Raw genomic sequence first — 24030 nt, 5'->3', positions numbered from 1 at the left:
GAGGTGTTTGACGCTTTCGCGCGCTTTGGGCTTCCCAAGCGTGTTCGGCTTTGCTAGAGGCACGCGCCTTACCAGCCGCCGGTTTCTCCGGCGGACAAGATTCAGTGCGGTCGTGGCGGAACTGGTAGACGCGCAACGTTGAGGTCGTTGTGGGCGAAAGCCCGTGGAAGTTCGAGTCTTCTCGACCGCACCATCTTCCCAATCTTCGTGATCGAAGTCGTCCCGGACGACTTCGCTTCGCGTGTCCGACGCACGGGCCGGACGTCAATGGGCCCCGGCGCTTTGCAGCATCGCCGATTCGGTCGCCACGGTGCCCAAGGCGACGCTCGGCCGCGCCTCGCCGACGATCACGCTGACGGCCAGCGCAGCGCGCACGCGCGCCGCATCCGCCGATATCCGCGCGATCCTGATGGCATATCGGCCATAGGGGACGCCTTCGAACAGGAAATAGCCGTCAAAATCGCTGCGCGTGACGCGAAGCACGCGCCCCTCGCTGTCGATCAGTTCGAGGTCGACGCCCTCGATAGGCCTGCCGCCACCGCGGACCAATGTTCCGTGGATTTCGCCGGCGCTCGACAGCGGCAGGTCGACCATGATCGCGACGCCGGGGCGCGGGGTGACGACCACGCCCGGGGTCGCGGGCTGGACGAGCGGATCGGGCAGCGACCCTGCATCGATCCCGATCAGCACGGGTCGAAAGGGAACCAGTCCGTCGATCACGGTGCTGCCCTGCGAATCGGTCAGACGTTCGGCCACGATCTGGCCGGCGGCCAGCTGGACCTCGCGTTCGAGCGGCTCGCCCGGTTGACGAAGCCCGTCACTGTTGATGTCGCGCCAGACGCGTGCGACGACCTGACCGTGGCTGGCAAGCTTGCTCGCGCTCATGCGCACGCCGCCGCGCGGATCGGGGCCGAGGGCAAAGGCCAGGTTGAAGCCTGCGGCAACCGAACCGTCGCTCGCCCCCTCGACCGACGCGGTCAGCGCAAAGCGGTCGAAGCGCCGGCTGTAACCCAGGCCCAGACGCGCGCGATCATAGGCGCGGTCATAGCCGAGTTCGGCGCGCCAATCGGCGCGCTCCCCCGCCGCCCATTCGCCCACCAGCGTCGCGCTTTCGAGGCCGGCGCCTGCGGACAGCCGAAAGCGCGTCTCGCCGCGTAGGCGGACGCGCCCGAGCCGCGCATTGGCGAGCAGCGAGGCTTCAAGTCGTCCGGGCGGATCGCGACCCGAAGGCAGCTTGTCTGCCCGATAATCGAGCTGCCCGGTCAGGACGAGACCGCTCACATTGGCCGAAGCGCGCGCACCGATCTCGAGCACGTCCGCACCGCGAATGCGGGTCTCGTAGCGCGCCTCGAGATGGATGGGGAGGATCGTTCGCCCGACATTGAGGCTGTGATCGAAGGCAACGCTGTGCCAGCCCGTCACGCCGGGCTCGATCCGGTCGGAGTGATAGTCGTGTGCGTGCACCGATTCGGCGGTCAGATACGCGCGGCCGAACTGGCCGAGCATCTGCGCGCGCAATGCATAACCGCCCGAGCCTTCATAAGCGCCCGAGAGCTCGACGAGCGCCGGCCCCACCGCGCGACGGACAAAGGCTTCGGCATAGTCATGCCGGACATCTTCGAGCATGAGGCTGTGCAGTTGCGCTCCCACCGAGGTATAGGTGTCGATACCGCGTTCGAGCCCCACACTGCCGCGCCAACCGCGGTTGCGCGGATCGCGATAGTCATTGAGCATGATCAGATCGGTATTGGCTTCGTTGACCCCGGCCCAATACCAGGTCTCGCGCGGAGGAATGCTGTCGGCCCCCACCGCGACAAGCCGCTCCTCGCGCCGTACCTGCCCCTGGGGGCCATACAGCACGATCTCGAAGCGGTTCTGGCCATAGAGCAGCGGCTGGTCGAGAAAGGCATAACGGCCATCGGCACGGTCATTCGCAAAGGCCAGAAGCTGACCGTTGCGATAGAGTTCCGCATCCCAGCCCTGAGGAAGCTCTCCGTGGAAGTCGGTCCGATCAAAGCTTTCGGGCCGGTCGACAGGGCGATTGGTCAGGACCGCACCACGCCCGATCGTGCTTTGGCCAACCAGCGCGGTCGACAGGCTGGTAACGTCGCCCAGCGCGAAATGGGTTGCCCCGAGCGGTCCGAGCAGCCTGCCCTCGGGATCGGTGCGATAGGCGCGCAATCGCAGGGTCGAAGGCACGCCATCCTGGTCGGATGCAAGCCGTGCATCGAACGATGCCCTGCCGATCTCGCCGGCGGCATAGAGCTCGTAAGTCGCGTCAATACGGCTGCCCGTGGGCTTGTCGTCCACCGCGGCGAATGTCGCGACGACATCGATCGAAGGCGTTCGCCACAGACGAAATGGCGCGTCGGCGCGCTGCATCGCCTTGAGGTCGAAGCCACGTTGTGGCGGGATGGCAGCCGCTCGCGCGCGCCGTTCGGCGGCGAGTTCGACGGGGAGCTTCGCGGTCGATTTTACGAGCAACACCGCGTTGCTCAGATCCGGAAGGAGTTCGACGCCCAGCCAGTGCGACAGCGATGACACGCCGACACACCAGCCATCAGGCACGTCACGGATCGTGGTGTCGGCGAGCTTCTCGGTGGCGGGGCCGATCTGCACCGTATTCTGTGCGCGATCGATGGTGATCTGATTGCGCTCGTCGAAAGCCCAGCCAATTGCGCGACCGCCGCGCTTGTCGAGGCGGATGGGCAGGTCGAGCCCAAGAATGACGTCGGCCAGGTCGATGCATACCCCTTCGGGCGTCTTATAACCGCGCACGCCATCACCCAGGCTCAGTCGTCCGAGGCGCAGGTCGAGCAAAAGCTGATCATCGTCATTGGGCGCCCAGGCGGCGCGCGCATGCCCTGTCGGCGTCAGGAGCGCCGCGCAAGCCGCGACGGTCAAGCCGAAAAGGCGCTTCAGCAGAGGCGGAAATCGCAGACGCATGGCTGCGCCCGACCGGGAAAGGGCCTGCCTAGCGCAGCTCCACGCGCGCTTCGGTGATCAGTCTTCCGCCCGATTCGGCGTCCTCGAAATACTGGATCGTCGCGGGTCCGCGCAGTTCAGCACCCTGGGGCAATGGAAGCGTGACCGTGCGCTGGGCGAGTTCGGGATAGACCGCGATACCGCGCGCAGCGATGATCGGCTTGTCGACGCCCGGCTTCAGCACGCGTACCTCGCCGTAAACCGATCGCGTGCCGGTCCGCGCGAGCGTGAAGGCGAGGGCGGCGCCCCCCTCCGTGGCTGTCAGGCGCACGTCCGAGATCGCAGCGGTCGCAGACAGCGCGCCGCGGCGCACGATGATCGGAATAGTGACGCCGTAAATCGGCGTGATCGCGATCGAGAGGCTGCCGCTCGTTGCGCTCTGTTCGGTAGCGGGCGTCGCATCGGGAATTGCGCGGAACAGCATGTGCGCGCGGTACTCGCCATCGGGGAGCCCCTCGGGCGCTCGCACGCCAATGCGGATCGCCTGGGGTTGATTGGGCGGCAGCGTGATCCGGCGCGGCGCATAGGAGATCATCTCGAGCGCGGCTGTCTCGACGGGATTGGCTCCCTCGGGCGCGATATCCTCGAGCGACCCGTCAGGCTTCATCCGGCGCAGTTCGAGCGAGATGCGGTAGGTCGCGGGTTCCGCGCCGATATTGTTGAGTATCACCTCGGTTCCACGCGGCCCGTCGAGGACGATGCGCGTGGGCGCGACGAGCAGATCGCCCGCGGCGCTGGCGGCGGAAGCGCCGCCGAATAGCAGCAAGAAAGCGCAAAGCGCCGCGCGAACGCGCGACGTGCGGCATGAAGCCGTGGACATGTCTGGTCTCCGGTCGTTTGAGCCGATGCTCCCCAGCACCGGCATCCCCATCACGCAGACTGCCGAAATATGGTTTATTTTTTACTAATCATGACGCCATGACGAACGCAAAGGGCCCGCCGACGCTTCTGTCGGCGAGCCCTTTGTATCGGAAGGCGACGCAGCCGCCTTCCACTGCTGCTATTGTTCAGTCGCGCGGCTTACTGATAGTTCACCGTCACGTTGAACTGGCCCGAATAGCTGCCCGCTGCGATGCTGCTCGGCACGGTGAGCACGCCGCCGACGGTGAAGCCGTCGGTGCCATCGAGCACCAGCGAGTTTATGCTCGGGCTGAGCGTTGCCGTCATGTTGTTCGAGCCATTGGTGAGCGTGACGTTGGCAGCCGAAGAAATCAGGACGGTCTCGCCCGAAGCACCCGAAATGGTGAAGCCCGCCGCGCTGGTCGCGCCAGAGCAGGTGAGCGCGGCGGTGCAGGTGCGGCCGCCAACGGACGAGATCGTCACGGTGCCGTTGGACGCACCCGGCACGATCGCGCCGAAATCGAGATCCTGGCCCGCGACCTTCGCGACGCTGACCTGAGTAATGATGCGCGCCTTGGCGTCCGCATTGGCGGTGGCGGCGTGTGCGCTGTTTGCGCCGAAGCTGGCGGCAATAAGCATCGAGCCGCACAACGCGGCCTTCGCGAGCTGAATCTTCATATGTCTGGTCCCCATAGAATGAGCTTGTCAGGCCATCCCCACGGCCCGCCTTTGAAGCACTAGACGATCAAGGTTCAGAAACTGCCTATGATCATGGTTAACAAAGACTTCGCGATCGGGCGCTATTCATAGTCCGCAACGATCGGGATACGGCCGCGGAAATTGCCCGTTCTCTGACCGTCAACGGAAAGCCGCCCGCCAAAAGCGAAGCGCAGCTGGCCGTCGGGACCAAGACGCGGCGCCGGCGGCAGATCGGTCACGATCTCGCTCAGTTCTGCGGTGGCGCCATCGGGCGACACGAGCCTTACCCGGTCGGGAAGGTTGATGCGTACGCTCCGGCCGGGGTCCCCGGTCAGGCGAACCGTGCCGCTGAGGCCCAGACCGCCAAGATCGACCAGCCCGCCGGTCACGCGTCGCCGGCCGCTGGCCGGATCGACCTCGACCACGCCCCCCGCCGCAGAGGCGACCGCGACCCGGCTGAAATCGATACCGGTTTCGACATTGATCGTCAGCGCGCGAGCCGGTGCGGCGGTGGTTGCGTCCGCGGGCGCGCAGAGCTGGCACTGCGCACGCACCGGCGACGCCGCAGCAAAGTGCAGCAGTGCGAGCGCAGCAACGGGGCTGGCAAATGTCCAGCAATGCTTCATAATACCTTGTGTACGGTAAGACCGTTCAACATATCGTTAACCACGCCTTCGTGTCTTGAACGGTCCGGGGGCGCGTGGTGAGGAGAGCGATCCGCTTGCCGATCGATGCCGACCCGCCCATCGTCTGCGTCAATGCGATTGCCACTGCCACGCCTGCGCGCGACATCCATCAGGCCTTTGTCGACTGGGCAGAGCCACGGTTGCCAACGCGTGAGCGGGCGTTGTTTCGCCGCATGGCGGCACGCTCGGACATCTTGCATCGCTGGTCGGTGCACACCGATTCGCCCGTGGGACGAGGTGGATTCTACGAAAACGGCGCACAGCCGCCGACGTCGAAGCGCATGGCGCTATATGCCTCGGCCGCGCCCCAACTCGCGCTGGACGCGATTTCGGGACTCGACTTCGATCCGGCGACGATCACCCACCTTGTCGTGGCAAGCTGCACCGGTTTTGTCGCACCCGGTGTCGACCAGATCATCGCCGCACGGATCGGGCTTTCCACCTCGGTCGAACGACTGCTCATCGGCTTCATGGGCTGTTATGCCGCGGTCACCGCGCTGCGCGCCGCGCGGCACATCGTCCGGTCGGACCGGCGGGCACGCGTGCTGGTCGTAACGGTGGAGCTGTCGACGCTGCATCTCGCCGCCGAGGACCGGATCGAGCCCTTGCTGGCAATGCTCCAGTTCGGTGACGGGGCGGCTGCGGCGCTGGTGAGCGCAGCCCCCACGGGGCTCGCGATGGGGGACAGTTTTGCCGCGACATTGCCCGATTCGGAAGGCCTCATTGGCTGGACGATTGGCGATCAGGGCTTTCTCATGCACCTTTCGGGCGAAGTGCCCGGTCGGATCGGCGCGGCGCTGGGCACACCGGCCATGCGCGCGACGCTTACCAATGGGACGGACGTGGCGGCGATCGCGCACTGGGCAGTACATGCCGGCGGGCGGTCGATCCTGGACGCTGTCGAACACGGGCTGGGACTTGCCTCCCATAGCCTTGAGGATTCGCGCGCGGTGCTGCGCGCATGCGGCAACATGTCGTCGGCGACGCTGATGTTCGTGCTGGCGCGGATGCTCGATCACGGCGTCACAGGCCCCGGCGTGGCGCTCGCTTTTGGTCCCGGCCTTGCCGCCGAGGGCTTCCGCTTCGGGCCCGTACATTGAGAAACCTTGCCTGCCGCGCGCTTGAGGAAGAGCTGATGGATGCGCCCGACCTTGCGCCCGGCGTCTATGCGACAGTGCTTCGCGATCTCGCGCAGGTGAACAGCCTCACGCTCGCACGACGTCCGACGCTGGCCTTCCTGACGCGCGCGCTCTCCGGCATGAGAGGTTTTCGGCTGCTCGATGTCGGCTTTGGCGATGGCGATATGCTGCGCAGCATTGCGCGCTGGGCACAGCGACGAGGGATCACCGCCGAACTCGTCGGTATCGATCTCAATCCCGGCAGCGCGCCCGCCGCCCGCGCGCATACGCCGCCCGGAATGCCGATCGACTGGCGCACCGGCGACTATGCGGATCTGGCGGGCAGCGGATTCGACGTCGTCATCTCCAGCCTTGTCGCGCACCATATGACGCACGACCAGCTCGTCGCCTTTGTGCGCTTCATGGCGCGCGAGGCACGCGTGGCATGGCTGGTCAACGACCTGCATCGCCATCGCCTCGCCGCAATCGGCTTTCCCGCGCTCGCTACGCTGATGCGCTGGCATCCCATCGTCAGGCACGATGGCGCGCTCTCGATCGCGCGTTCCTACCGTCCGCGTGAATGGCTCCCGATCCTCGACGAGGCGGGCATCGCGCCCGGCACAGCGCGCGTCTTTCGCGCGTTTCCCTTCCGGCTATGCGTAGAACAGATACACTGATCCTGGGCGGGGGGCCCGCAGGCTCGGCGGCGGCGATCATGCTCGCGCGCGGGGGCGCTCAGCCCTTGCTGATCGAGCGCAACCGCGAGACCGGGGATTCGCTGTGTGGGGGCTTCCTCAGCTGGCGATCGCTCGAAACGTTGATGACGCTTGGGGTGACGTCCGACGACCTCGAAGGCCACAGGATCGACCGGGTGCGCTTTCTTGCAGGAAGCTCGCGGGGTGAAGCGCTGTTGCCGGGCCATGCAATGGGTATATCGCGGCGCCGGCTCGATACACTCCTGCTCGCACGCGCCAAGGCAGCAGGCGCAAGGATTGAACATGGATGCGGGGCCCGGCATGCCGAGCCAGGGTGGGTGACGCTGGTCGACGGCGCGATGATCGCGTGTGAGAGCCTGTTTCTAGCGACGGGCAAGCGCGATTGTCGCGGCATGGCGCGCCCGCACACCGATAGCGACCTGGCGCTTGGGTTGAGGCTGCGCTTGCCTGCGTCGGCGGCGCTGACGCGAACGCTGGGCTCCGCGATCGAACTCCACCTCTTTCGCGGAGGCTATGCCGGTCTGCTGATGCAGGAGGATGGATCGGGCAATCTGTGCATGACAGTACAGAAGTCGCGCCTTGCGGCGGCAGACGGTGATCCGCGCAAACTGCTCGCAGGGCTCGGCGACGAATCGCCCCATCTCGGTGCGCGACTGGCGCTGGCTGATCCCATGCCGGACATCGATGCGATCGGCGCCGTCCCTTATGGCTGGCGCGCACGCCATAGCGAGGCGGGGCTGTTCCGGCTGGGCGATCAGGCGGCAGTTATCCCTTCGCTGGCGGGTGAGGGGATGGGCATCGCGCTGGCGAGCGGCGTGATGGCGGCACGGCATTGGCGGTCCGCCGGGCGCGCGGGCGGCACGGCCTTTCAGGCCGACCTTGCGCGGCGCACGCGCATTCCCGTCATTGCGGCAGGCGGAGTGAGCGCACTGGCGGCCACGGGCTGGGGAAGACAAGCCGCGCCGTGGTTGCTCGCGTCCTTCCCGACACTCGGCGCAATGATAGCGCAATTCACCCGGATCGCGTTCTGAGCCATTGACCGAATCACCCGCCAGGAACAGATTTCGGACATGGACCGGCTCGATCTCTCCGAAGAGGAATGGCGCAAGCGCCTGACCCCCGAACAATATCACGTGCTGCGTGAGGCGGGCACCGAACGCGCCTTCACGGGCATCTACAATGACAACAAGGCCCCCGGCCTCTACCGCTGCGCGGCGTGCGGCGCCGAGCTGTTCCGTTCGGACGAGAAATATGATTCGGGTTCGGGCTGGCCGAGTTTCATTGCGCCCGCCAGTGTCGACGCGGTTACCGAACATGCCGATGCCAGCCATGGAATGCGTCGCGTTGAGGTGCGTTGCGCGCGCTGCGACGGGCATCTGGGCCATGTCTTCCCCGATGGCCCAGGGCCGACCGGACTCCGTTATTGCATGAACAGCGCCTCGCTCGATTTCGACGCCCGCGTCGACGCCGACTGATACACTCCAAGTCTTGCTTGGCATGCGTCGCGATTGATCCTACATCATCGCACGATCAATGGCCGCTGCATCCTCCAAGAAATCTTCTCGCTCCGCCAAGCGATTCCTGTTCGGGATCGTGAAGGTCGGGTTTTTCGCCGGTGTTGCCGGCCTGATTGCGCTTGTCGTCGCGGTCGCCATCGCAATGTCGAGCATTCCGAGTTTCGGCGAACTCAAGCGCGATCCCAACGGCCAGATGATCCAGGTTCGTGCCGCCGACGGCACGATCCTCGTCTCGCTGGGGCCAAGCTATGGCGAATGGCTGGCCTATGAGGACATTCCCAGGACGATGGTCGATGCGATGGTCGCGGTCGAGGACCGGCGCTTTCGCATGCACCCTGGCATCGATCCCATCGGCATCGTGCGCGGCCAGTGGCGCGCCTTCCAGAATCGGGGCACCGGCCGTCGCACCGAGGGTGGCTCGACGATCACGCAGCAGCTCGCGCGCAACATCTTCCTCAACAACAGCTACACGGTAAGCCGCAAGATCCGCGAAATGATCCTCGCGCTTGCGATGGAACGCAAATTCTCCAAGGACGAGATCCTCGAACTCTATCTCAACAAGGTCTATTTCGGCGGTGGCGCCTATGGCATCGACGCGGCCAGCCGCAAATTCTTCGGCCATGACGCCAAATCGCTGTCGCTTGCCGAAGCCGCGGTGATCGCGGGACTCGTCAAGGCGCCTTCGCACTACTCCCCCACCGCCGATGCCGAGGCAGCGATCAGCCGCGCGGGCGTGGTGCTCGAAGTTATGAAGGATGCGGGCGCGATCACTGCGGCGGAGGCAGCGGCGGCCGACCCCCGCGCGATCAAGCTCGCGCCCGAGCCCCGCCAGAACAGCGTGCGTTACTTTACGGACTGGGCCCTGCCCCAGCTCGAGACCCTGATCGACGAGTCCGAGCGTCCGATCGATGTGTGGACGACGATCGATCTCGGCATGCAGCGCGCTGCGGACGCCGCAATCCGCGCCAATACCCCCGGCGGCCTTCAGGGTGCGCTGGTCTCGCTGGACCGCGACGGCGCGGTGCGCGCGATGGTGGGCGGCAAGGACTATGTATCCTCGATCTACAACCGCGCTACGCAGGCACAGCGCCAGCCGGGATCGGCATTCAAGCTTTTCGTCTATCTGGCGGCGCTCGAGGCGGGGCACACCCCCAACGACACGATCGTTGACGAACCGATCAGCATTGCGGGCTGGAGCCCGCGCAACAGCTCGCGCCGCTATTCGGGCGAGATGACGATCCGCACCGCCTTCACCTATTCGGTCAATACCGTTGCCGCCAAGCTGGGTCAGGAAGTCGGCTTTGCCTCGGTGGCCGACATGGCACGTCGCTTTGGCATCACCTCCCCGCTCACCGCGCATCCTTCAATCGTGCTCGGCACCAACGACGTCCGCCTGATCGACATGACGCGTGCCTATGCGGCCGTCGCGCGCAAGGGCATCGCAGTGACTCCCTATGGTATCACCAAGGTGACGACCGAGAATGGCGAACTGCTCTACCAGCATCAAAGCGACGAATCGCGGGTCCTTGTGGCGCCTTGGGTCGCAGCCCAGATGACCGACCTGCTGCAGACTGCGGTCAGTGCGGGCACGGGCAGGGCCGCACAGATCGGGCGCCCGGTCGCGGGCAAGACGGGCACCACGAGTTCCAACAAGGATGGCTGGTTCCTCGGTTTCTCAAGCGGGTTGACGACCGGCGTGTGGATGGGGCGCGACGACGCGAAATCGGTGGGCTCGCTTCAGGGTGGCGCCGCGCCTGCACGTGCTTTCGCCAGCTTCATGAAGGTCGCCACGGCGCGCCGTCCCGTCGAGAATTTTGAGACCGAGGTGACGCTGCCCGAATGGCAGCTCGAGCCCGATGAGGAAGCCTATTTTGGCGAACCCGATCCCGGCATGTTCGTCGACGAGAACGGCAATCCGGTGACGCCCCCCGAAGGCTCGCTGGCGCCTGAAGAACCGGGCAGCGCGCCGCAGGGCGAGGACGTCACAGCGCCCCAGAAGCTCGACCAGCAATGGCTCGATGATGTTCTGGGCCGCGAACAACGGCCGCAACGCCAGCCCGCGCCACGCCCGCAGGACGGGACGCGCCAGCCGGCAGTGCCGTCCCAGACCCAGCGGACCCAGCCTTCGTCAAGGGCTCAGGAGCCTTCGCGCCCCACCCAGTGAAGCGCCGAACCGTTGGTGCGCAGCCAGGCCCGCGCCACATCGGGATCGCCGCCGTAGAGCTTCGCCGCAAGCGCATGGAAGGCCGGGCTATGATCCATGTGCACGCGGTGCGCGACCTCGTGCGCAACGGTCGAGCGGCGGACAAAGACGGGCGCCATGATCAGCCGCCAGCTATAGCGGATATCGCCATTGGCGGCGCAGCTGCCCCAGCGCGCGCGCGGATCGCCCACGCCGACCCGTCCCACGGTCACGCCCGCCTGCTCCGCGATCGCACGCGTCTCGCGCTCCAGCGTCGCAAGCGCCTGCCGTCTCGCCCAGCCCAGCAGCCGTGACGCCACGGCGTCACGCGGGCCGCCGAAGACCAGGCGATCGGGCTCGCGACGCACCGAGCGTGGCCGATCGGGAGACCAGTCGACGATCAGGTCCTTGCCCTCGAAGGGAAAGATGCCGCCGGGAACGATCGGGCGTGCCTGGGGAATATTGGCGAGCGCGGACTCGATCCAGCCGCGCTGGCCATTGGCCCATTCGAGCGCGGCGCCAAGGCTGGCACGCCACGGCAGCGACAGCGTGACCGCGCCGTTGCGCGGATCCACGCTCAACCGCATCCGCCGCGCCTGTCGGCTGCGACGCACCATGAGCGGGCGCTCGCGCCCCTCGGGACCGAAACTCAGATCAGAGCGACCGGTCGACAACATGGAGCTCCAGCTCGCCCGCATCGGTTTCCGACACCGTCCAGCCGCGCACCGATATCCCGGCCTTGTGGACGCTTTCGGGATCGCCGGTGATCAGCGGATGCCATTCGGGAAGTGGTTTGCCTTCGTCCAGCAGGCGATAGGCACATGTGTCGGGGAGCCAGTCGATCTCGCGCAGCCGGGCGGGCGTCAGCCGCACGCACTCGGGCACGAAGGCCCGGCGATGCTTGTAGTTGGTGCAGCGGCCGCTATGCCGGTCGAGCAGCTTGCACGCGACATTGGTCGGGTGAAGCTCACCCGTTTCTTCGTCCTCGAGCTTGTGGACGCAGCATTTGCCGCAGCCGTCGCAGAGGCTTTCCCACTCCGCGCGGTTCATGGCGTCGAGCGTCTTGGTTTCCCAGAAAGGCGTGTTCACCTGACCCATTGTGCGAGTACCGCCGCAATTTCCTGCGGCTTTCCATCCTGCGGCACCAGCGCGATCGGCTTGCCGTCAGGCCCCATCAGATAGGTCTGTCGACTGTGATCGACAAGATAGTCGCTGGCCTTGGGGTCGCCAGCCTTGCGGTAATAGACGGCATAGTCCTTGGCGACCGCGGCAATGGCCTGCGGGCTGCCGGTAAGTCCGATGAGACGGGGGTGGAAATTGCCGACGAACTGCTTGAGCACCTGCGGCGTGTCCCGCTCGGGATCGACGCTGATGAAGATCGGCTGGAGCTTTGCCGCTGCCTCCGGATTCTGCTTCTCGAACGCCTTGAGGCCCTGCATCAGATTCTGCACGTCGACGGGGCAGACATCGGGGCAATAGGCATAGCCAAAGTACATCAGCCGGTATTTGCCCGCAAAGTCGCTGTCCTTGACGGTGTTGCCGTCCTGATCGGTGAGCGCGAAAGGCCCGCCGATCCTGGCGCCGGCGAGCGGCGCTTCGCTGGGCAGGGAGGTGGAGGGCTGCGATCCGCAGGCTGCGAGCAGCATCAGCGGGACAAGGCAAAGCGCCAGAGCCTTTCCCGGCAAGGCGATACCGCCTTGTGGGACAAGAAAGGCTCTCGACTCAATAGCTTGAGCACCTCCCGACCGAAAAACCGGTTCCCGCTTTTTCGGGAGGTGCTCTAGGGGGCGAAGAATTTCGTTCATGGCAGCGCCAGCCATGCTTTGCTATGCGCGCAAGTGCAAGACAACAGGAACCCAAATGCGATGCAATTTCCGAAACGCTCCGCCCTGAAGACGCTTCTCCCCGCACTCGCCGTCACGCTGATGCTGCCGGGGATCGCGCACGCGCAGTTTTCGGACAGCTACAGCTTCCTGAAGGCGGTGCGCGATGCCAATGCCGCCAAGGCACACGAGTTTCTCGACGAACCGGGCTCGACCATCATCGATGCCAAGGATCGTGCTACCGGCGAAACCGCGCTCCACATCGTGACCCAAAGGCGCGATCTGGGCTGGACGGCCTTGCTGCTGAGCAAGGGCGCCAAGACCGACGTGACCGACAGGCAGGGCAATACCCCGCTGATGCTGGCGGCGCAGCTCGGCTTCGCCGAGGGCGCACAATTGCTGCTGAGCCGCAGGGCGCGCGTCGATGCCCCCAATGCGCAAGGCGAAACCCCGCTGATCCGTGCGGTCCAGAACCGCGACGTGCGCATGGTCCGGTTGCTGCTCGGCGCGGGCGCCGATCCCGATCGCACCGACACCCTAGCTGGCATGTCAGCTCGGGACTATGCCAAGCGCGATCCGCGTGCGTCGATCGTGCTCAAGCTGATTGAAGACCAGAGCAAGGCAAAGCCCGTCAACCAGATGGGGCCCTGAGTCCGCTATCCACCTTCGGGAATCACGAGATCCGGATCGAGCGTGCCGAGCAGCCGCGACGCCGCGCGGCGCGCGAAGCGCAGCGTCTCCGCCTTGCGGCGCGCGCCGGCAAGCGCAGTCGAGCGCGCCTCGCGCAGGATGGCGCCCGCATAACGATCGGCGACAATCACGCCGGTGCGTTCGGGCTGGAAGAATTCGGTGTCGAGCGGTGAGGCATCGAATCCGGGCGGCACCGCCCAGAAGAAACGGTCGCAATAGTCGAGATAGTCGGGCCATTTCATGTCGCCCAGCAGGTCGCCGCGCGCGACCTTGATCTCGACGATCGTCACGCGCCCTGCAGCATCGAGCGCCATGATGTCGGCGCGCCGGCCATTACCGAGCGGGACCTCGGCGAGTGCGACCATGTCATGCTGGAGGAACAGCCGCGCGACGCCGCGGCAGACATCGGCAGCGGTAACAGGCGGGGCAAACGGTGCGCGTTCCATGCGCCGATATAGAACGAAAAAGGAACAAAAGAAAAGGGGCGCGGCCTGCGCCACGCCCCCTTGCGTTCTCTTGTCGAACAATCAGCGATAGAAGACGTGATTACCGATCGTGGCCACGCGCTTCAGCTTCCAGCGGGGCGAAACGCGTGTAGCGTGGAAGAAAAGGGCGTCCGAGGCCGGCGTGTCCCATTGCTCTTCCATCGCAACTCGTGCGACCGCAACGGCTTCCTGCCAATCGCGGCTGTCGCGATTGATTGCGGGCATGTGACCGCCACGCACGAAGGAGAACTGGCTGGGCTGATAGACGACACCGCAGATCGAACCCGGGAAACGACCCGATTCCGAACGGTTGATGATGACTTCGGCCACGGCGTGCTGGCCTTCGAGCGATTCGCTCTTGGATTCGAAATAGATAGCGCCGGCGAGGCACTCCTCTTCGCGGTTCAGCGCGGTGCGCGTATCGACGGTGTCGACGAGCTCGCGAAGCGAAGCGAATTTCCTGATCGGTTCGACGGCCTCGGGCGCGGACTGTTCCGCAGCTTCAACCAGGGCGGGAACCTGCGCCGTCGAAGGCGCGTTGATAATGGCAGGATCGGAGATCTCGATCTCCGCAGTCGCCGGCACGGAAACATCCGCTGCCGAAGCGACGGACGGCGCGGCTTCCACCGCCGCCGCAAAAACGCAAAATGCCACAGCCGCGAAAGACGCGGCTCGTAATGTTGGACTCATCTACTCTGATCAAAATGCGGTTGGCTGATCGAAACACAGGATGCCAGATACTGCGGCATCCCTGATCGCCCCCCGACTGCGCTGCCGTCTTCCCCCTTTGCCTTGGAAATCGGCCTGGCGCGTTGGTGCTGTATGCGCTTTGTTAGCGTGAGCCCGCAGTGTCAACCGTATCAGATCGTTTCAGCGGCGAACCGTTCAGCCTGTGCGATATCCAGTTCGACGATCCACAGATCGGGGTCGCGAGCGCGACGTCGATCCAGATAGTCTTGAAATTGCTGAGGTTCCGCGGGCGCCGCAGGCCCGCACCCTGTCCAGACATAAGCGCCATCGAGATTGAGCGTGCGTTCGAGCAGCTTCTCGACGCGTCCCTTTTCGGCACAGGCGATCAGGATCGCGCCGCCGCCCCGGTCACCGCGCGCCAGCACCATCGCGTGCCCGCCCGCGGCCTCGACGCGGCGAATCAAGGCGGAAACCATCAGATCGCTCGAAAGCCGCGACGTCACTCCGCAGCCGCGCCGGCATAGCCGGGCAGTGAAGCCAGCGGGATGCGCGAACGCATGAAAGTGCCGGTCCCGCGCGCCACTTCCTCGCCATCGGCGTCGATCAGTCGCGCATCGGCGACATAGACGCGGCGCTTGCCGCTGATCCAGCGCCCCTCCGCAACAATCGGTCCCGATCTGATCGGGCGCGTGAAGAGCAGGTTGAACGCCGTGGTCAGCAGGAAATAATCGGTGACCAGACTGTTCGCGGCATAGAAGGCCGCGTCGTCGAGCATCTTGAAATAGGCGGTGCCATGCACCGCACCCGCTGCATGATAATATTGCTCGCCCACTTCGAAGCGGATGCGCGCCACGCCAGCGTCGGGAATCTCGAGCCGTGAGGCAAACAGCTGGTTGATCGGCGCGCTGCCATAGAGCGATTCGAGCGCGCGGAAATGGGCTTCCTCACCCGAAAGCGCGTCGCCCGGCTCGTATTCAGGCCGCATCACGCGCTTCGGCGGTGGCGAGCAGCGCGTAAAGCGCGTCCTGCGAACCCGCGCCACGCAGCTTGGCCAGGAAGGGCCGGTCGCGAAGCGCGCGGCTCACACGCGCGAGCGCCTTCAGATGCTCGGCGCCCGCATCGGGGGGCGAAAGCAGCATGAACACGATGTCGACGGGCATGTCGTCGATCGCCTGGAAGTCGATCGGTTCGGCGAGCCGCGCGAAGACGCCGACGACGCGTTCAAGCCCCTCGATCTTGCCGTGCGGGATCGCGACTCCGCCACCAAAGCCCGTCGATCCGAGCCGCTCACGCTCACCCAGTCGCTCGATCACGACGCGCGAATCGATTCCGGTTTCGCGCTCGGCGAGTGCCGCGAGTTGCTGGAAAAGTGCTTTCTTGGCCGTCACCGGCAGCCCGGCGACAATCGCGCCGGGCGTAAGGATATCACTGAAATCGCTCATATAAAACCCGTGCCGGCGGAAAACGGTCCGCCGAAGACCCCTTGCAAATCCGTCTGTTACGGCCCCGCTCGATCCCTCTCAGGAAGCTGCGCGTTGAGGCTCGACCCAGCCAATGGTGCCATCGCCGCGGCGGTAGACCATATTATACGCGCCGGTTCCACTGTTTTTGAACAGCAGCGCGTTGGTGTTCCTCAGATCAAGCATCATCACTGCATCCGAAACGCTGGCGTCAGGCACGTCAACCCGCGTTTCCGCGATGATCGGCGGGTGCTCACCGACATCGTCCTCGCCCTCCAGTTCGGTGAATACGGTGTACCCCGCCTCGCCGTTGAGCTGCAGAAGTTCGGCGTTCGCCGCCGCCTGTTGTACTGCTGCGCGATCCTTGAGGCGGCGCTTGTAACGACGGAGCTGGGTCTCGACGCGGTCGGCGGCGCCTTCAAAGGCGGGGTGCGCCTCCTGCCCGGTGGCCGAGCCCTTCAGTATCACGCCCTGCATGACGTGCGCCACGATATCGCAGCGAAAGCCATAGTCGTGCGGCCCTTTGCCGAAGGTGACCTGGGCGGAGAGGGCGCGCGAGAAATACTTGTCCGCGATCGCGTTCAGCCGTTCCGAAACATGCGCCTTGAGCGCATCGCCGGTGTCGACCTGATGACCGGAAACACGGATGTCCATGGCTATTTCTCCATTGCTGTACGCTCCGCATCTGGGATGCGGCACCCCTTGCGTCAACCGGCAGCCAAGCCCTCTGACCAGAGCGGATCGGTGAGCCGGTTGACGAATTCGGCGTGGCGCCGAAGCTCCTCTTCGCTGGCGAAATGTGGGCGCGCGGCGCGCGCAACGCGCGCAACCACCGTCGTGCTGCGCGACTCGATGCTGACCGTGACCGTCTCCTCGGCGGCCAGCATGAGTCCGATCTGGCGGCCGCCGGTCAATTCCACATAGAGCTGCGCAAGAAGCTGTGCGTCGAGCAGGGCGCCATGGAGCACGCGATGACTGCGATCGATGCCATAGCGCGTGCACAAGGCATCAAGGCTGTGCTTGGCACCAGGATGCCGGGTGCGTGCCATAGCGAGCGTATCGATCATGCGCGTGGGTGCCACGATCGGCCGCGCGCATTGGCCAAGCTCATGATTGAGGAAGGAAAAGTCGAACTGGGCATTGTGTGCGACGAGCGGGCTGTCCTCGAGAAATTCGAGCAGGTCCTCGACCTTGTCGGCAAAGAGCGGCTTGTCCGAAAGAAATGCGTCGGACAGGCCATGTACCGCCTGCGCTTCGCTGGGCATGCTGCGCTGGGGATTGAAATAGGCGTGGAAGACACGGCCCGTCTCGACCCGATTGATCAGTTCGATGCACCCGATCTCGACCAGCCTGTCGCCATTCTGGGCGCTCAATCCGGTCGTTTCCGTGTCGAAGACAATCTCGCGCATTTCACGAATCACTATCGGCGCAGTTTCGCGCGGAGGCAAGTGAGCAGATGGCGAATCTGCGTCCGCGTCTCGTGCTTCTGAACACCCGTCTCGACGATGACGTCGGCGCGGCGACGCTTGACATGGTCGGGAGTCTGCAAACGGACGATCCGGCGGAATTTTTCGGGGGTCATTCCCGGCCGCGCCAGCACGCGACGACGCTGCATCCATGCGGGCGCAGAGGCGACGACGATCAGGTCGACCTGCTTGGCGCCGCCTTTTTCGAAGAGCAGGGGAATGTCGAGCACAACCATCGGTCGGGCACGATGACGCCGCAGAAAGGCGCGCCTTTCCTCGGCCACCGCGGGGTGGACGATCTTTTCCAGCGCCGCGAGTGCCACCGGATTGCCGAACACCGCCTTGCCGATTGCAGCGCGATCGATTCCGTCCGGCCCAGTGCTGCCCGGAAACAGCGCCTCGATCGAGCCGAGGAGACGACCGCCGGGGCCCTGCAGCCTGTGGACCGCCGCGTCCGCATCGAACACGGGAACGCCCTCGGCCGCGAACATTTTGGCGACTGCGGTCTTGCCCATGCCGATCGAACCGGTGAGCCCGATCACGACCATCTGAGCAACAGCTCGCGCAACTCGTCGTCATACTGACGCGGCGGCTCAGCATCGAAGAACAGCTCGAAGGCGACCGCCGCCTGCCCGACAAGCATCTCGAGCCCGTCGATCGTCTCGAGCCCGCGCTCCTCGGCGGCGGCGAGCAGCCCGGTCTGGAGCGGCGAATAAACGATGTCGTAAACGATGCAGTCGCTGCGCTGCGCGGACAGGTCGGGCTCGAAAGCGGGCGCGCCGACCATCCCCAATGTGCTGGCATTGACGATCAGCGACGCAGCGGGCAGCGGCGCGTCGAGCCCCACGACATTGCCCTTGAGCCCGAACTTGGCGAGCAGCGCGGCGGCGGGCATAGGACTGCGGTTCATGATGGTGACGGGCCCCACCGCGCAGCGCGAAAGCGCAAAGAGCACCGCGCGTGCGGCCCCGCCGGCTCCGATCACCACCACTTTCTGGTCGACGAGATCAAGGTCGGCGATGGGACCGAAAAATCCAGCAGCGTCAGTATTGGTGCCGATCAGCGTGCCGTCAGGCTCGCGGATGATCGTGTTCATCGCGCCGATGCTGTCGCCCACGCCACCGCGATCGTCGACAAACGGGAGCACCGCCTGCTTGTGCGGCGCGGTGACGTTGCAGCCGCGCCAGTCAGGATCTTCGCGGCGGCGCGCAAAAAATTCGGCAAGGCCGTCGCTGGTGACAAGCGTCTTGCGGTATTCGCCCGCAAGATCGAGCTTTTCGAGCCAGAATCCGTGGATCAGGGGTGATTTGGATTGCGCGATTGGATCGCCGATCACCTCGGCATAGGGCAGGGTCATGACGTCAGCAGTCCTCGCGTCCTCAGATAGTCGAGCAGCGGCAATAGCGGGAGACCCAATATCGTGAAATGGCTGCCCTCGATCCGCGTGAAAAGCTGCGCGCCGCGGCCCTCGACGCGGTAGCACCCGACCGATCCCGTGATCGTTGCAAATTCCACATCGAGATATTGCTCGATAAAGGCGTCGGACAAGGGACGCACCGACAGTTTGGCGCGGTCGACATGGCGCCATATCGCGCGGCCATTCTCGGTGATCACCGCAGCGCTGTAGAGGCTGTGCGTCCGCCCCGAGAGCTGACGGAGCTGCGCGGCTGCGGTGTCGCGATCGGCCGCCTTGTCGAGCATTGCGCCATCTTCGAGCGCGAGCGTCTGGTCGCAGCCGAGCACAAGCGCACCCGGAATCCGTTGCGAAAGCCTGAGCGCCTTCAATTCTGCAAGCGCATCGGCCAGGTCGCGCGCGCCGAGACCTTGCGCGCGCAGGCTGGCCTTTGCGGCCTCTTCGTCAACACCCGGCGTCATGGCGTCGAACGCGACGCCCGCAGCTTCGAGCATCGCCTTGCGCGTGCTGCTCTGCGAGGCGAGGACAAGGCTCATATGACGGGCGTCCCCGCGTTGCGCTCATTGACGAGGTTGATGATCGCGGCTGCCGTTTCCTCGATCGAACGGCGTGTGACGTCGATCACCGGCCAGCCATTGTCGGCGAAGATCCGCCGCGCAAAGGCGACCTCACGCGTCACGGCTTCCTGATCGACATAGTCGGTTTCGGGTGCCTGATTGAGCGACAGCAGGCGGTTGCGGCGAACCTGGATCAGCCGGTCGGCACTGGTCGTGAGGCCGACGACGAGCGGATGCCTGAGCGCATAGAGTTGGGGCGGGGGCGGCGATTCCACGACAATCGGAATATTGGCGGTCTTGTAACCGCGATTGGCGAGATAGATCGAGGTCGGCGTTTTCGAGCAGCGCGACACGCCGGCCAGGACGATATCGGCTTCCTCCCAATTATCGGGATTGACGCCGTCGTCGTGCGCGATGGTGAACTGGATCGCATCGACGCGCGCGAAATAGGCGGCGTCGAGCGTATGTTGCCGACCCGGGCGCGCCTTGGCTTCCTGGCCGAGCAGGTTGGAAAGCGCATCGGTGACGGGATCGAGCGCGGCGACCATCGGCAGACCCAGCGCGCGGCAGCGCGCCTCCAGCTTGCGGCGGATATCGATGTTGACCAGCGTGAAGAGCACCAGCCCCGGATTTTGCGCGATATCGATCAGAATCCGATCGAGATGCCCTTCGGAACGCACCATCGGCCAGAAATGCTTGATCGTCTCGACGCCATCATACTGGGCGAGCGCCGCCTTCGCGATATTCTCGAGCGTCTCGCCCGTGGAATCGGAGAGCAGATGGAGGTGCAACCGGGTCATGCGCGCATCTTTGTGGATAAGTTCGGGATTTTTCCAGCAAAAGCCGCGTCCGCATCACGATTGGGTGATTCCTCCCCGCTGGCCGCGATTCCATCCACAGTCTTTCCCCATTTGCTCATCGTTCACACCGGGCCTGTGGATAATGGGGATCAGGGAATCGAATCCGGGCGAGTCCGCGTGCCTCCGGGAGTCAAGCTGTTGGCAAATCCGACAGCGGGAGATAAGCCCCGCTTTCAGACCGACCATCAACCACAACAATCCTTCTCCGAAGGAATCTATAGGAAGGTAGAGGGGAACCACCCTGTCCGATTCCGCATCCCAATTTCGACCGCTCCTTGCCGTACTGCGAGGCGAGCGCCAGTCCGTGCCCCCCGTCTGGCTCATGCGCCAGGCTGGTCGCTATCTGCCCGAATATCGTGCACTGAGAGCCGACAAAGGCGGATTCCTCGAACTGGTCAACGATAGCGAGGCTGCGGCCGAGATCACGCTGCAGCCGATCCGCCGCTTCGGATTCGATGGCGCGATCCTGTTTTCGGACATTCTCGTCATTCCGCACGCGTTGGGTCAGGACCTGCGCTTCGAGGCGGGCGAGGGACCCCGTCTCTCGCCGCCACTGGTCGACCACGCGCTCGACGCCTTGCAGCGCACTCCCGAACGGCTTGCGCCCGTCTACGAAACAGTGCGCCGTGTCCGCGCCGACCTTCCTGCGCGAACGACCTTTCTCGGCTTTGTGGGCAGCCCATGGACCGTTGCGACCTATATGGTGGCCGGACAGGGTAGCCGCGAGCAGGGTGAGACGCGGCGCTATGCCTATCGGGATCCCGTGGCCTTCCAGGCAATCATCGATGCCATCGTCGAATCCAGCATCGAATATCTATCGGGCCAGATTCAGGCCGGCGTCGATGCGGTGCAACTTTTCGACAGCTGGGCTGGCAGCCTTTCGCCGGCGCAGTTCGAACGCTGGGTGATTGCGCCAACCGTGCGGATCGTGGAGGCGCTCAAGGTCCGGCATCCTGACACGCCGATTATCGGCTTTCCGAAGGGTGCAGGGGGCAAGCTCATCGACTATGCCCGCGAAACCGGCGTCGATGCACTCGGGCTCGACGAGACGGTTGATCCCGGCTGGGCTGCGGCTCATCTGCCTCGGAACATGCCGGTCCAGGGGAATCTCGATCCGCTTGCACTGATCGCGGGCGGCGATGCGCTCGAGGATGCGGTCCGTCGCATCCTTGGTAGTTTCGGTGATCGTCCCCATATCTTCAATCTGGGCCATGGAATCCTGCCCGACACGCCGATCGCGCATGTCGAGCAGCTGCTGGCCCTGGTCCGCGGGGGCGCCTGATGGAAGGATTTCTGGGGGCCGCATGGCTCTGGGTGAAGGCAGCGCACATCATCTTCGTCATCTTCTGGATGGCGGGCATGTTCATGCTGCCGCGCTTCTTCATTTATCATCAGCAGACCGTGCCCGGATCGGCCGAGGACAAGGCGTGGATCGAACGTGAAACGCGGCTGCGCTACATTATCCTGACGCCGACGATCGGCATCGTCTGGCTTCTGGGGCTTGTGCTCGCAGTCAATGCCGGCGCGTTTTCGCAGGGCTGGTTCCACGCCAAGCTCGCAATCGTCTTCGCTTTCAGCGGCTATCATGGCTGGATGGTCGGCTATGCGAAGAAGCTCGCGCGCGGCGAACGCCGGCTTTCGGAAAAGACGCTGCGCATGGCCAACGAAATCCCGGGAATCGTTACAGCGCTGGTCGTCATCCTTGCGGTGGTGCGGCCCTTCTAGCTTCGTCATTTACGTGGTGAATCTGCGTAAATGACCCGGTTGACTTGGGGCATAGCGCCGCTTAACGCCTGTGCATCCACCTTTTGCCGTCCGCGCAAAAGCCTGCATCCAGTACTGCTTTCCGCCGTCACGGACCGCCCGCCAACGTCAAGACTCCATCCGGAATCCTATATGCATCTGAAAGAACTCAAGAAAAAATCGCCGGCCGAACTGGTCGAAATGGCCGAAGAGCTGGGCGTTGAGGGCGCGTCGACACTGCGCAAGCAGGATCTGCTCTTCGCGATCCTCAAGGTGGAGGCGGAAAACGGCACCCAGATTATGGGCATGGGCACGATCGAGGTGCTCCAGGACGGTTTCGGATTCTTGAGGTCCCCCGAGGCCAATTATCTGGCAGGCCCCGACGACATCTATGTCTCGCCCAACCAGGTCCGCAAATTCGGTCTGAGGACCGGCGACACGGTCGAAGGCGAGATCCGCGGTCCCAAGGACGGCGAACGCTATTTCGCGCTGACCAAGCTTGTGTCGGTCAATTTCGACGATCCCGAGGCGGTGCGCCACCGCGTCAATTTCGATAACCTGACGCCGCTCTATCCCGAGCAGAAGCTGACGCTCGACACGCTCGACCCGACGGTCAAGGACAAGTCGGCGCGCGTCATCGACATCGTCGCGCCGCAGGGCAAAGGCCAGCGCGCGCTGATCGTCGCGCCGCCCCGCGTCGGCAAGACCGTGCTGCTGCAGAATATTGCCAAGGCGATCACCGACAATCACCCTGAGGTCTTCCTCATCGTGCTGCTCATCGACGAGCGCCCCGAGGAAGTCACCGACATGCAGCGTTCTGTAAAGGGCGAGGTGATCTCCTCGACCTTCGACGAGCCCGCATCGCGCCACGTCCAGGTCGCCGAAATGGTGATCGAGAAGGCCAAGCGCCTTGTCGAGCACAAGAAGGATGTCGTGATTCTGCTCGACTCGATCACGCGCCTCGGCCGTGCCTACAACACCGTGGTCCCCTCATCGGGCAAGGTGCTGACGGGCGGTGTCGACGCCAACGCGCTCCAGCGTCCCAAGCGCTTCTTCGGTGCCGCGCGCAACATCGAGGAGGGTGGCTCGCTCTCGATCATCGCGACCGCATTGATCGATACGGGCAGCCGTATGGACGAGGTGATCTTCGAGGAATTCAAGGGCACGGGTAACTCCGAAATCGTGCTGGACCGCAAGGTTGCCGACAAGCGTGTCTTCCCCGCGCTCGACGTCGGCAAGTCGGGCACGCGCAAGGAAGAGCTGCTCGTTGAAAAGACCAAGCTTTCCAAGATGTGGGTGCTGCGCCGCATCCTCATGCAGATGGGCACGGTCGACGCCATGGAATTCCTGCTCGACAAGATGAAGGATTCGAAGACAAACGAGGACTTCTTCGAATCGATGAACCAGTAATCGGCCAGGGGCGTTCGGGATATCATGTTCGAAATTCTCGCACTTTCCGCGGCTGCGGCGCAGGCGATGGGATCGCCCGCGGATATCTGGGCGAACATCGTCCATGATTTCTCGAATCTCGATTCACCGTCGGCGCTGGCTGCCTTCACGCAGGTCCTGCTGATCGACATCGTCCTAGCGGGCGACAATGCGATCGTCGTCGGCGCGCTCGCCGCCGGCCTGCCGCCGCAGCAGCGCCAGCGCGTCATCATGATCGGCATCCTCGCCGCACTCGTGCTGCGTATCGCCTTTGCGCTTGTCGTCAGCTGGCTGCTCGGAATCATCGGGCTGATTTTCGCGGGCGGGCTGCTGCTGCTCTGGGTGGCGTGGAAAATGTACCGCGAGCTTCATCCTGCCGATGGCAGCCCCGGATCGCCCGAGATTCACGGCGACGAGCATAGCGGTATCCGCCCCGCCAAGAGTTTTGCGGGCGCGGCCTGGGCGGTTGCGCTCGCCGACGTGTCGATGAGCCTCGACAATGTGCTGGCGGTCGCCGGCGCTGCGCGCGCGCATCCGGGTATCCTCATCATCGGCCTGATCCTCTCGGTCGCGCTGATGGGCGTGGCGGCAAACATCATCGCCAAATATATCGAGCGCTATCGCTGGATCGCCTATGTCGGCCTGGTCGTGATCGTCTATGTCGCGGGCAA

General features: G+C 64.6%; 28 protein-coding genes and 1 tRNA gene. 11 read left to right on the top strand and 18 right to left on the bottom strand.

Features of this window, described 5'->3' with window-relative positions; translation table 11 throughout:
- Nucleotides 1–106: 106 nt before the first annotated feature.
- Nucleotides 107–193, top strand: a tRNA-Leu gene (locus MKI88_RS17660).
- Between the two features lie 71 nt (nt 194–264).
- On the opposite strand, the gene MKI88_RS17655 is transcribed toward MKI88_RS17660, so the two are convergent.
- From MKI88_RS17655 to MKI88_RS17640, 4 genes are all read right to left on the bottom strand, one after another.
- Nucleotides 265–2946, bottom strand: coding sequence for a collagen binding domain-containing protein (locus tag MKI88_RS17655; RefSeq protein ID WP_241632870.1), 2682 nt, complete (start codon nt 2944–2946; stop codon nt 265–267).
- A 28-nt stretch (nt 2947–2974) separates the two neighbouring features.
- Nucleotides 2975–3805, bottom strand: a complete 831-nt coding sequence (locus MKI88_RS17650; protein WP_241632869.1) for a molecular chaperone — start codon at nt 3803–3805, stop codon at nt 2975–2977.
- Between the two features lie 200 nt (nt 3806–4005).
- Nucleotides 4006–4503: a DUF4402 domain-containing protein gene (locus tag MKI88_RS17645; protein ID WP_241632868.1), complete on the bottom strand. Its 498-nt coding sequence runs from the start codon at nt 4501–4503 to the stop codon at nt 4006–4008.
- A 122-nt stretch (nt 4504–4625) separates the two neighbouring features.
- Nucleotides 4626–5150 (bottom strand): DUF4402 domain-containing protein, encoded by a 525-nt coding sequence (locus MKI88_RS17640; protein ID WP_241632867.1) that lies wholly within the window; start codon nt 5148–5150, stop codon nt 4626–4628.
- 101 nt (nt 5151–5251) lie between these two features.
- Between MKI88_RS17640 and MKI88_RS17635 the strand changes: the two genes are divergently transcribed.
- From MKI88_RS17635 to MKI88_RS17615, 5 genes are read left to right on the top strand one after another with little or no spacing between them, the layout of a single operon-like run.
- Complete coding sequence (locus MKI88_RS17635; protein ID WP_407073381.1) at nt 5252–6310, top strand: type III polyketide synthase; 1059 nt, start codon at nt 5252–5254, stop codon at nt 6308–6310.
- A gap of 35 nt (nt 6311–6345) precedes the next feature.
- Nucleotides 6346–7005: a methyltransferase domain-containing protein gene (locus MKI88_RS17630; protein ID WP_241632865.1), complete on the top strand. Its 660-nt coding sequence runs from the start codon at nt 6346–6348 to the stop codon at nt 7003–7005.
- Nucleotides 6984–8075 (top strand): NAD(P)/FAD-dependent oxidoreductase, encoded by a 1092-nt coding sequence (locus MKI88_RS17625; protein WP_241632864.1) that lies wholly within the window; start codon nt 6984–6986, stop codon nt 8073–8075. Before MKI88_RS17630 ends, MKI88_RS17625 begins: the two co-directional genes overlap by 22 nt.
- A 39-nt stretch (nt 8076–8114) precedes the next feature.
- Nucleotides 8115–8519, top strand: coding sequence for a peptide-methionine (R)-S-oxide reductase MsrB (gene msrB, locus MKI88_RS17620; RefSeq protein WP_241632863.1), 405 nt, complete (start codon nt 8115–8117; stop codon nt 8517–8519).
- A 58-nt stretch (nt 8520–8577) separates the two neighbouring features.
- Nucleotides 8578–10725: a transglycosylase domain-containing protein gene (locus MKI88_RS17615; protein ID WP_241632862.1), complete on the top strand. Its 2148-nt coding sequence runs from the start codon at nt 8578–8580 to the stop codon at nt 10723–10725.
- Here the strand turns inward: MKI88_RS17615 and MKI88_RS17610 are convergent.
- From MKI88_RS17610 to MKI88_RS17600, 3 genes are read right to left on the bottom strand one after another with little or no spacing between them, the layout of a single operon-like run.
- Complete coding sequence (locus tag MKI88_RS17610) at nt 10698–11420, bottom strand: M48 family metallopeptidase (protein ID WP_241632861.1); 723 nt, start codon at nt 11418–11420, stop codon at nt 10698–10700. The two genes, MKI88_RS17615 and MKI88_RS17610, sit on opposite strands and share 28 nt — an antisense overlap.
- Nucleotides 11398–11841, bottom strand: coding sequence for a YcgN family cysteine cluster protein (locus MKI88_RS17605; protein ID WP_241632860.1), 444 nt, complete (start codon nt 11839–11841; stop codon nt 11398–11400). Before MKI88_RS17605 ends, MKI88_RS17610 begins: the two co-directional genes overlap by 23 nt.
- Nucleotides 11829–12389 (bottom strand): SCO family protein, encoded by a 561-nt coding sequence (locus MKI88_RS17600; RefSeq protein ID WP_241632879.1) that lies wholly within the window; start codon nt 12387–12389, stop codon nt 11829–11831. Before MKI88_RS17600 ends, MKI88_RS17605 begins: the two co-directional genes overlap by 13 nt.
- Nucleotides 12390–12608: 219 nt before the next feature.
- On the opposite strand from MKI88_RS17600, the gene MKI88_RS17595 reads away from it, so the two are divergent.
- Nucleotides 12609–13217, top strand: coding sequence for an ankyrin repeat domain-containing protein (locus MKI88_RS17595; RefSeq protein ID WP_241632859.1), 609 nt, complete (start codon nt 12609–12611; stop codon nt 13215–13217).
- Nucleotides 13218–13222: 5 nt separating this feature from the next.
- On the opposite strand, the gene MKI88_RS17590 is transcribed toward MKI88_RS17595, so the two are convergent.
- From MKI88_RS17590 to MKI88_RS17540, 11 genes are all read right to left on the bottom strand, one after another.
- Nucleotides 13223–13702 (bottom strand): MmcB family DNA repair protein, encoded by a 480-nt coding sequence (locus tag MKI88_RS17590; RefSeq protein WP_241632858.1) that lies wholly within the window; start codon nt 13700–13702, stop codon nt 13223–13225.
- Nucleotides 13703–13783: 81 nt separating this feature from the next.
- Entirely contained in the window at nt 13784–14326 is a 543-nt protein-coding gene (locus MKI88_RS17585; protein WP_241632857.1) for a cell wall hydrolase, read from the bottom strand.
- A 275-nt stretch (nt 14327–14601) separates the two neighbouring features.
- The gene (locus MKI88_RS17580) at nt 14602–14934 is read right to left on the bottom strand and encodes a DUF1491 family protein (protein WP_281063756.1); all 333 of its coding nucleotides are present in this window, start codon (nt 14932–14934) and stop codon (nt 14602–14604) included.
- Nucleotides 14931–15416, bottom strand: coding sequence for a PaaI family thioesterase (locus MKI88_RS17575; RefSeq protein ID WP_241632855.1), 486 nt, complete (start codon nt 15414–15416; stop codon nt 14931–14933). Before MKI88_RS17575 ends, MKI88_RS17580 begins: the two co-directional genes overlap by 4 nt.
- Nucleotides 15406–15873 (bottom strand): PTS sugar transporter subunit IIA, encoded by a 468-nt coding sequence (locus tag MKI88_RS17570; protein WP_241632854.1) that lies wholly within the window; start codon nt 15871–15873, stop codon nt 15406–15408. The genes MKI88_RS17575 and MKI88_RS17570 overlap by 11 nt, the downstream gene beginning before the upstream one ends.
- A gap of 78 nt (nt 15874–15951) precedes the next feature.
- Entirely contained in the window at nt 15952–16545 is a 594-nt protein-coding gene (gene hpf, locus MKI88_RS17565) for a ribosome hibernation-promoting factor, HPF/YfiA family (RefSeq protein ID WP_241632853.1), read from the bottom strand.
- 53 nt (nt 16546–16598) lie between these two features.
- Nucleotides 16599–17300 (bottom strand): DNA polymerase III subunit epsilon, encoded by a 702-nt coding sequence (gene dnaQ, locus MKI88_RS17560; protein ID WP_241632852.1) that lies wholly within the window; start codon nt 17298–17300, stop codon nt 16599–16601.
- An 11-nt stretch (nt 17301–17311) separates the two neighbouring features.
- Entirely contained in the window at nt 17312–17905 is a 594-nt protein-coding gene (gene coaE / locus MKI88_RS17555) for a dephospho-CoA kinase (RefSeq protein ID WP_241632851.1), read from the bottom strand.
- On the bottom strand, nt 17896–18714 hold the full coding sequence (aroE, locus tag MKI88_RS17550) for a shikimate dehydrogenase (protein WP_241632850.1): 819 nt from the start codon (nt 18712–18714) through the stop codon (nt 17896–17898). The genes coaE and aroE overlap by 10 nt, the downstream gene beginning before the upstream one ends.
- Entirely contained in the window at nt 18711–19307 is a 597-nt protein-coding gene (locus MKI88_RS17545; protein WP_241632849.1) for a nucleoside triphosphate pyrophosphatase, read from the bottom strand. The genes aroE and MKI88_RS17545 overlap by 4 nt, the downstream gene beginning before the upstream one ends.
- Complete coding sequence (locus tag MKI88_RS17540; protein ID WP_241632848.1) at nt 19304–20128, bottom strand: pyruvate, water dikinase regulatory protein; 825 nt, start codon at nt 20126–20128, stop codon at nt 19304–19306. The genes MKI88_RS17545 and MKI88_RS17540 overlap by 4 nt, the downstream gene beginning before the upstream one ends.
- A 301-nt stretch (nt 20129–20429) precedes the next feature.
- Between MKI88_RS17540 and hemE the strand changes: the two genes are divergently transcribed.
- The 4 genes from hemE to MKI88_RS17520 form a co-directional block, all read left to right on the top strand.
- On the top strand, nt 20430–21470 hold the full coding sequence (hemE, locus tag MKI88_RS17535) for a uroporphyrinogen decarboxylase (protein ID WP_241632878.1): 1041 nt from the start codon (nt 20430–20432) through the stop codon (nt 21468–21470).
- Nucleotides 21470–21913 carry a CopD family protein gene (locus tag MKI88_RS17530; RefSeq protein WP_241632847.1) on the top strand — a complete coding sequence of 148 codons (444 nt, stop codon included), beginning with the start codon at nt 21470–21472 and terminating at the stop codon, nt 21911–21913. Before hemE ends, MKI88_RS17530 begins: the two co-directional genes overlap by 1 nt.
- Nucleotides 21914–22084: 171 nt before the next feature.
- Nucleotides 22085–23341 (top strand): transcription termination factor Rho, encoded by a 1257-nt coding sequence (gene rho, locus MKI88_RS17525; protein ID WP_241632846.1) that lies wholly within the window; start codon nt 22085–22087, stop codon nt 23339–23341.
- A 24-nt stretch (nt 23342–23365) separates the two neighbouring features.
- On the top strand, nt 23366–24030 hold a 665-nt coding region (locus MKI88_RS17520; protein WP_241632845.1), incomplete at its 3' end, for a TerC family protein.

The sequence above is a fragment of the Sphingomonas sp. LaA6.9 genome, assembly GCF_022601895.1.
GTDB lineage: Bacteria > Pseudomonadota > Alphaproteobacteria > Sphingomonadales > Sphingomonadaceae > Sphingobium_A.
This window is presented reverse-complemented; position numbering and strand designations above follow the sequence as displayed.